The organism is Caldanaerobacter sp. (assembly GCF_049701115.1).
Lineage (GTDB): Bacteria > Bacillota > Thermoanaerobacteria > Thermoanaerobacterales > Thermoanaerobacteraceae > Thermoanaerobacter.
The window spans coordinates 1-8,094 of the sequence record NZ_JBNATX010000056.1 but is presented as its reverse complement, the minus strand read 5'-3'; the positions used below and the strand labels follow the sequence as shown (position 1 = coordinate 8,094).

Genomic DNA, 8,094 nt, shown 5'->3' with positions numbered 1-8,094 from the left:
CACAAATCTAACTTAGATTTTTAAAAAAATTGTCTTGACAGATGGGAGCATTATATTTGTTTTCGCCCCCTTCTTTGGAACAAAGTTTAGGAAACATTTTCAATTGTCTGCTGGCTATACTTATTTTTCGTACTTTCTTTTTTATTTTAACTAACTCTACATTTATATATTCGCCATAAATTTAAAAATTCCTTCTTCTTAGCCTAAATTTATTAAATTTTTTTATAAAGTTTCTTATTCCTCTTACTTCCTGCAATACTTATTTGCAATTTCATCAAACACATCTTCATCTATATCCTTTACATATACTCCCTCATAAAGCTCCCATTCTTCAATGTGTTCAACTGTTTCACCGGGCTTAAGTTTTGTTAAAGGACTTAATGTTTCTATTTCAAGCATCCAGTCGTTTATATATGTTTCAAAAGATACACCAAAGTCAGGATATGTTGCACTCTCCTTTGGGTAATATCTTTTTATAAAAAGGTGTCCTTCTCTTATATAAGCAGCCCAACCCTCCTGATTGTTGATACCCAACTTAAAAGGTTCTTTATTGTTTGGGTCCTGTCTTAAAGCAATATATTTTTCTCCCCAGTAAACCCTTTTATCATTCATTTTAGAATAAGGCCAGAGCACAATTTGCCTATTGGGAAGTAAATCTGTATTTTTATTTGGTTGAGGAATTATTTCGATGCCTTCTGTAGAAAGTACTGTTATTGTCCATGCTGAAAGTTCAATAGGCCATGCTCCAAGATTAGTTATCCTGTGTATAAGCCTAACTTTGCTCTCATCAGGGCTTAATATTATATCAATTTGTTTCTGCGTGTTTACCCATTTTTCAGGCTTCTGAATAAGCCTTATCCCATTTTCTATTTCATGCCAATCAACAGGGTCATTATCTGGTACGTAGGTTCTCTTTCTATCTTCAGGACTGTGCCATAGCCGGTGGCCACCGTAAAACCTGAACTCTTCTCCTCCTTTTAATCCAAGAGTCCTTGGATCTAAATTAAACTCGTTTGCATCTTCCTCAAATCCAAATCTCACGATTCTGGGCCCTATATCTGTGGTCGCCACAACATCAATAATGCCATTTGAAAGTCTTATGCTGTTCTCCCATCCAGAAAAGTTTATTTTTTCAATTTTTACTGACATATTCCTCCTCCTTCCTGTTATAGTGCTTTCATAGTACTTCGTCCATCACAAGATTAGCAGCTCCTATTAGCGTAGCATTGGGCCCAAGCTCAGAAAAAGCTATAGAACACGCATTAAAAGCACTTTCAAAAGCCCTCTTTTGGGCTGTTTCTCTCATTATGTCTTCAAAGAATTCTCGCCCCTGTACAATTCCACCTCCTATAAGTATTAATTCAGGGTTAAACGTATTTATTATATTTGCTATGCCTATGCCCAAGTATCTCCCTATTGTCCTCAATGTAGATACAGCCAGGTCATCATTTAATTTGGCAGCCTCATATATCATTTCAGGAGTAACACTGTCCAGCATCCCCTCTGCCATTTGATACACAATGGAATCCGTTCCTTCTTTGATAGCTTTTACAACAAAATTGACCAATGCCTTTTCAGAGGCCAAAGCTTCAAAGCAGCCATAATTGCCGCAGCTGCACTGAGGCCCTGCTACATCAATTGTCGTATGCCCTATTTCACCTGCACTGTCACTGGCGCCAGTGTATATCCTGCCATTTATGAGAATTGCAGAACCTATTCCATAGCCAACCTTTAAAAATATCATGTTCTCCACATCTTTTGCCTTCCCCATATGAAATTCCCCTAAAGCCATTGCTCTCACGTCATTCACAATATAGGTAGGTATTCCAAATTTCTCTTCTACAATTGACTTTAATGGCATATTTCTCCAACCTATATTGGGTGCAAAAACTGATATACCCTCTTTCATCTTTACAGGGCCTCTTACCACAATCCCTATCCCTGAAACATTTTGAGGCGCTTCTTTTATCGCTTTCTCTAATGTAGACAATAGTAAATCTAAGACTTCTTCTTTTTTTAGCCCTTTTATTGAGTGTTTTTCGCTCTTCTTTGTGTTAAGCTCCGCATCAAGAGTATACTGGTGCAAAGTGTAAGTGCTTATGTGGACCACAATAATATTCATGAAATCCGGGTTTAATTTGATAAGTATTGGAGGCCTTCCACCACTGGATTCTCCAACCTTGTACTCTATAACCACATTATCTGCCAGAAGTTTATTTACAATATTTGTAACAGTTGGAGGAGTTAAATTAGTCTCCTTTGCAATATCTGCCCGTGAAATCGGCCCCATTTTTCGTATGATGTTTAAAATAACAGACTCATTCATTCCTTTTAGTAGCTTGTAACTTACTGGTATTAAATTTTCCATTTCCATCCCTTCCTTCAATCCCTTCTAAAGCCATTTGGATGGTTTTTATGCCACATCCAGGCACTTTCAATTATCCCTTCTAAAGAAGCATATTTAGGCCTCCACCCAAGATCTTTCATCGCTTTTTCGGAAGATGCAACTAAAACTGCGGGATCTCCTGGACGCCTTCCTGTAACTTCTGCTGGAATAGGATGTCCCGTCACTTTTCTTGCAACCTCTATGACTTCTTTTACAGTAAAGCCTTCCCCATTACCTAGGTTGTAAACATCGCTTTTATTTTCTTTTCTTAATTTCTCCAAAGCCAAAATATGTGCATCTACTAAATCCATAACATGTATATAATCTCTTATAGGTGTGCCGTCTTTTGTAGGGTAGTCATCTCCATAAATCATTACTTTATCTCTTTTCCCCAGAGCGACTTGAAGCACAATGGGAATAAGATGTGTCTCAGGAGAATGGTCTTCTCCAATTTCACCTGTTTCAAGAGCTCCCGCAACATTAAAGTAACGAAGCGCCACGTACTTAATCCCATATGCAGCATCCGCCCATTTTAACATTTTTTCAATAGCAAGCTTCGTCTCTCCGTAAGGATTCGTGGGTTCAGTTTTGTCCTCTTCCTTTATAGGAATTCTCTCAGGTTCTCCGTACACTGCTGCAGTTGAAGAAAAAACAATTTTTTTGACACCATGTTTTTTCATGGCCTTTAGAAGAGATAAAGTCCCGCATACATTGTTCTCATAGTACTTAAACGGATTTTCAACACTTTCTCCAACAAGTGAAGAAGCTGCAAAGTGCATCACAGCCTCAATATCATTTTCTGAAAAAACTTTGTCTAAAAAATCTTCATCCCCTAAATCTCCTATGTATAATTTTCCTCCTAAAACAGATTCACTGTGCCCTGTGGCAAGGTTGTCTACCACAACTACTTTCTCATTCCTTTTTAATAAAGAGTAAACTGCATGACTTCCAATATAACCTGCTCCACCACAAACCAGAATCGCCATTTCATTACCTCCTCAAATATTCAACTTCTCCTGCCCCCTCACCTACTCCTGTGACATAGACTGTTGGAGCATATCCTATTTTCTGCGTGTAATTGCGTGTCACTACCTCTATGAATTCTTCCACTGCGTCCTCTTTTACAATGCTTACTGTGCACCCTCCAAATCCTGCTCCAGTCATTCGAGAGCCCACTACTCCCTTTAATTTTAGCGCTTCTTCTACCAGTGTGTCCAGTTCTTTCCCTGTAACTTCAAAGTCATTTCTTAAAGAATTATGCGACTCTATCATCAATTTACCAAATTTGACTATATCATTATCATTTAAGGCAGCTACTGCATCTAAAACTCTTTTATTCTCTGTTATGACATGCCTTGCCCTTTTTCTCAATACTTCATCAGGTATCAAATACTTATATTCCTCAAACTGTTCAACTGTAACTTCAGATAAATTTTTTACAGGCAAAGCTTTCTTGAGATAAGTAAGAGCCTTCTCACATTCACTTCTTCTTTCATTGTATTTTGAATCTATTAGTCCTCTTTTTTTATTTGTATTTGAAATCAAAATTTTGTAGCCTTCAAGATTTAAGGGCACATACGAGTATTCCAAAGTATCACTTTTCAAGAGGATTGCATGGCCTTTTTTGCCCATCCCAACGGCAAATTGGTCCATTATACCACAGTTTACCCCCACAAACGTATTTTCTGCCCTCTGACAAAGCTTTACAAGATTTATCTTGTCAATATTTAAATTGAAAACTTCGTTGACTGCAACAGCTGTAACCATTTCTATTGAAGCTGACGAGGAAAGGCCTGCACCCACCGGGATATTACCCCCAAATACAATTTCAAACCCGGAAAATTCATACCCTTCTTCCTGCAATATCTTTAATACCCCTTTAGGATAATTTGCCCAGTCATGCTCTTTATCGTAAAAAATCGAGTCCAAATCCACCTCTACCTTTAAATCAAAATTTAATGAAGCCATAAATACTTTTTTGTCATCTCTTTTTCTTATCGCAGCATAAGTTCCAAAATCAAGAGCACATGGAAATACATAGCCTCCATTGTAATCTATGTGCTCTCCGATTAGATTTACCCTTCCCGGCGAGTAAAAAAGCCTTATTTCTCTATCATTCTTGCCATAAAACTTTTCCAAAGCTTCTACCACTGCTATTTCCATCTTTCGTCTCCTTTCATGATAATTTTTTAAATCCTGCTGTTTCCATAAATTTTTCAAAGGCTTTTTTGCCTTTTTCATCTCTTTTAAAAACTCCTGCATCTAATAAAACCTTCAAAAATTTATTCCCAACTTCCTGTTTTATATAATTTTCCGCTTCCTCTTCAGTGCAATGAGTCCCATATTTGACAATCAATTCTTCAATCCAATGAAGGTGTTTGTACAATGGATGATTTTCATTATACATATCTTTATTCAACTTCTCTTTCCCAGTTAAAATTTTTCTAATTCCCTCCAATTCAAATTTCAACCTTCCTGGTAAAACTGCCAGCCCCATGACTTCTATGAGGCCAATATTTTCTTTCTTTATATGATGAAGTTCCTCATGAGGGTGAAAAATTCCGCAAGGGTATTTATCAGTTGTCCTGTTATTTCTTAGGACCAAGTCAATTTCATATTCTCCTTCTTTATTGAATCTGGCAATTGGTGTGATTGTATTGTGAGGGACAATCTTCCCATCCTTTTCTGAGTATGCCAGTACATCTACAGATTCATCACTGTAGCCCTTCCACACATTCAATATATGGGAAGAAAGCTTTGTCAGTTTTTCTCTATCTTTACTTGATATACGAATAACTGACATGGGCCATTTTAATATCCCTGCTTTTACTTCTTTATATTTAGGATGTATAAAATATTCCTCTATAGGCGCTTCCTCCATTGGAAAGGTATGCCTTCCCCCTTGAAAATGCTCATGGACTAAAATTGACCCGCCTACAATTGGCAAATCCGCATTAGAACCCATAAAATAATGAGGAAACTGCTCAATAAAGTCAAAAAGCCTCACAAAAGTTTTTTCTGAAATTTTCATAGGTATATGCTCTTCGTGTATGAGGATGCAGTGCTCATTGTAGTAGACATAAGGTGAATACTGGAAATACCATTGCTCTCCCGCAACTTTTACGGGTATTATCCTTAAATTTTGCCTTGCTGGATGATTTAAATTTCCTGCAAAGCCAACATTTTCAATGCACAGAAGGCACTTTGGATATCCTGATTGGGGAATTTTCTTGGCTTTCTCTATCTCTTTTGGGTCTTTTTCCGGCTTTGAAAGATTTATTGTAATCTCTAAAGCCCCATATTCAGTGGGAGTGCGCCAGTATAAATTCTGTGAAGTCCTGTCCATGCGTATATAATTAGAAGCTTTAGAAAGCTCATAGAAATATTCTGTAGCTTTTTCAATCCCATCTTTTGATGCAATTTCATTGAATTTTCTTACAACTTCTGATTCTCTTGGCATTAAAAGCCCCATAATTCTTGCATCCATTAAATCTCTATAGGTAACAGTGTTTTCAATAAGACCTACCTCTGCCGCATAGTCTAGCAATTTATTTAAAATAGGAGAGGGGGTGTCTAATTCCTCCTCAGGAACTTCACCCTCATAGGGCTTTTCTATTTTGAACAGGTCCATAAGTGCGTTGCGGCTTGGAATCACATCTAACTCCTCTATCAATCCTTTTTTAAGTGCAAAATTTAAAAGCCTTTCAATGTGAAATGCTGCATCTTTTTGAGTCATTTTCTTTCCCTCACAGACTTTATTATATTTTTTAATTAAGTCTTCAAAAGAAAAACACATGGTATGTCAACAATAGCAGTTACAATAAAAACGTAACTTCTAATGCACCACAACATACCCTCAATAAATTTTGTTTTATGTGAAAGGTTTATTTATTATTTTAATTAACCTCTTTTTTATTATATTCGACACATACTCAAAAATTCCTTCTAATCTGTGAAAAATTTTTAGAAAACCTTCAAGTCAGCCCTTCCAGCAGCTCCATAAATTTTTGCAATTACAACTTCTAAATTCTCTTTTTTCCTCTCAGAAAGCCAAAGCCTTGCATATCTATTTCCAAATTCAACAAAATCAGAAAAATTGAGTTCCCCTCTTAGCCTTTTTATTCCAATTCTTAACATATCCCTTATCATTTCTAAATCCTCTGGCAGTGTCATATTGGTAACTTTTTCCAATATTTTTTCATATTCCTTTAAAAGAGTCTTGGTATCTTTAAGCTTTTCTAAAAACCCAAAATAGTAATCCATCCACATATCACCCGTACTTTCTCTCTCTTTTTGACCTTTCAAGACTTCTGAATGATATCTAAAAGTAGGTGTTCCTAAAAATACATGCTTAATTGTCATTGAAAAGAGGTCATTTCCAAATAATTTTCTTACCTCTAGCACTTCATGCCTTTCTCCAGAAAGCGCAATCCACTTTTCTTCCCAATTCCCATTCCCTTCTGCAATTTCCATATTTGCAAATATCAAAGGATCTAAAAAGCTGTAAAGGGCTTCTGCTCCGTCATCTCCCCATGAAGTAACTAAGAATCCTTTCACTCCTTCTTCTCTTGCCGCTTTCAAAAAATTCTTTATGTTAGTCAGGGCTATGTCAAAAGTTGGATAAAATCTTCCCCAGTTAGAAAAACCAGGACATACTATTTGCTTTTCTTTCCTTTTCCCAAAAAGATTTATTTTTTCGCGGAAGTGCTCCTCAGAAAGGTTTGTGTAATCCCAGTTAGCAATAATTACATCATCCCATATTTCACTTTCAAGTACCACCTTCCATTTTTCCTTTTCCTCAGGCCTTAAATACATCCCTGTCATCATATCTCCCCAAACTACAGGGGTTTTCCCTTTCTCCTTGACTAAGTTGATTAAATTCCTGTGATGAAGTTCAAAAAGCTCTGGTCCCTTGAAGGCATTTGTTTTGTCAAGACTTTTACCCCTCCCAAGGGCCCATGTCTCATCTCCTCCAATGTGAATGTGCTCTGATGGGAAAAATTCTACAACTTCTCTTAAAAGGTCATATGTAAACTCCCTCGCCTCTTCATCAGAAACATTAATGGTGCCTTCCTGGGGTCTGTGCCATTCACTAAACCTTGTAAACTCAGGAAGAGATAATATATTTTCCATATGGCCGCAAAGCTCAAGAGAAGGAAAAACTTCTATGCCCAAATTCTCCCCATAAGATATTATTTCTTTTAATTCTTCTCTTGACAATCTACCTCTCAATTTTCCAATCTGAGGGTATTTATCCCACGGAAAAAGGTCTTCGAAATAAATACCAAAATAGTTGTATTTCAGTAAAAACAACCATCTTAAAATCTTTTTAAAAATATCTAAATTGGGCACTCCACCTCTAGCAATATCCAAATGATACCCTCTAAATGGAAAATGAAACTCCTCTTCTATCTCTATTTCTGGAAGGCGATTTTTTGTCTGCATTACAATCTGTATAATTGTAGCATAAGAGACCTTCTCCTCCCCCCAAATCTCTACCTCTCCTTCTTTTATTTTTAAACCCGTGCCTTCTCTATCTATCTTCTTAATAACCCAACTACCTTGAGGGATGTCAAACTCTTTTCTAAAAAATTCAGGTAAATTATTAAAACCATCAAACGAGAACCAATTGCCATTAAAAACAAATCTTTTAGGTTCTGGAACAATAAATACTTTATCCCACATAAACGTACCTCCTAATAATTTTT

The 8,094-nt window shown here is 36.6% G+C and carries 6 protein-coding genes; all 6 read right to left on the bottom strand.

All coding sequences use genetic code 11. The features are described from left to right. Nucleotides 1–243: 243 nt before the first annotated feature. Nucleotides 244–1,149: a hypothetical protein gene (locus ACPLVE_RS10570; RefSeq protein WP_424611511.1), complete on the bottom strand. Its 906-nt coding sequence runs from the start codon at nt 1,147–1,149 to the stop codon at nt 244–246. Nucleotides 1,150–1,177: 28 nt separating this feature from the next. After that, the gene (locus ACPLVE_RS10565) at nt 1,178–2,368 is read right to left on the bottom strand and encodes an ROK family transcriptional regulator (protein ID WP_424611510.1); all 1,191 of its coding nucleotides are present in this window, start codon (nt 2,366–2,368) and stop codon (nt 1,178–1,180) included. 14 nt (nt 2,369–2,382) lie between these two features. Further along, complete coding sequence (galE, locus tag ACPLVE_RS10560; protein ID WP_424611509.1) at nt 2,383–3,372, bottom strand: UDP-glucose 4-epimerase GalE; 990 nt, start codon at nt 3,370–3,372, stop codon at nt 2,383–2,385. 4 nt (nt 3,373–3,376) lie between these two features. Further along, complete coding sequence (locus tag ACPLVE_RS10555; protein WP_424611513.1) at nt 3,377–4,549, bottom strand: galactokinase; 1,173 nt, start codon at nt 4,547–4,549, stop codon at nt 3,377–3,379. Between the two features lie 13 nt (nt 4,550–4,562). Continuing rightward, the gene (galT, locus tag ACPLVE_RS10550) at nt 4,563–6,122 is read right to left on the bottom strand and encodes a UDP-glucose--hexose-1-phosphate uridylyltransferase (RefSeq protein ID WP_424611508.1); all 1,560 of its coding nucleotides are present in this window, start codon (nt 6,120–6,122) and stop codon (nt 4,563–4,565) included. A 227-nt stretch (nt 6,123–6,349) separates the two neighbouring features. After that, complete coding sequence (locus ACPLVE_RS10545; RefSeq protein WP_424611512.1) at nt 6,350–8,071, bottom strand: beta-N-acetylhexosaminidase; 1,722 nt, start codon at nt 8,069–8,071, stop codon at nt 6,350–6,352. Between the last annotated feature and the right edge of the window lie 23 nt (nt 8,072–8,094).

Excerpts from the sequence above, each read along its gene's own strand:
- ACPLVE_RS10570 (WP_424611511.1), bottom strand. The coding sequence starts at position 1,149 with ATGTCAGTAAAAATTGAAAAAATAAACTTTTCTGGATGGGAGAACAGC.
- ACPLVE_RS10565 (WP_424611510.1), bottom strand. The coding sequence starts at position 2,368 with ATGGAAAATTTAATACCAGTAAGTTACAAGCTACTAAAAGGAATGAAT.
- galE (WP_424611509.1), bottom strand. The coding sequence starts at position 3,372 with ATGGCGATTCTGGTTTGTGGTGGAGCAGGTTATATTGGAAGTCATGCA.
- ACPLVE_RS10555 (WP_424611513.1), bottom strand. The coding sequence starts at position 4,549 with ATGGAAATAGCAGTGGTAGAAGCTTTGGAAAAGTTTTATGGCAAGAAT.
- galT (WP_424611508.1), bottom strand. The coding sequence starts at position 6,122 with ATGACTCAAAAAGATGCAGCATTTCACATTGAAAGGCTTTTAAATTTT.
- ACPLVE_RS10545 (WP_424611512.1), bottom strand. The coding sequence starts at position 8,071 with ATGTGGGATAAAGTATTTATTGTTCCAGAACCTAAAAGATTTGTTTTT.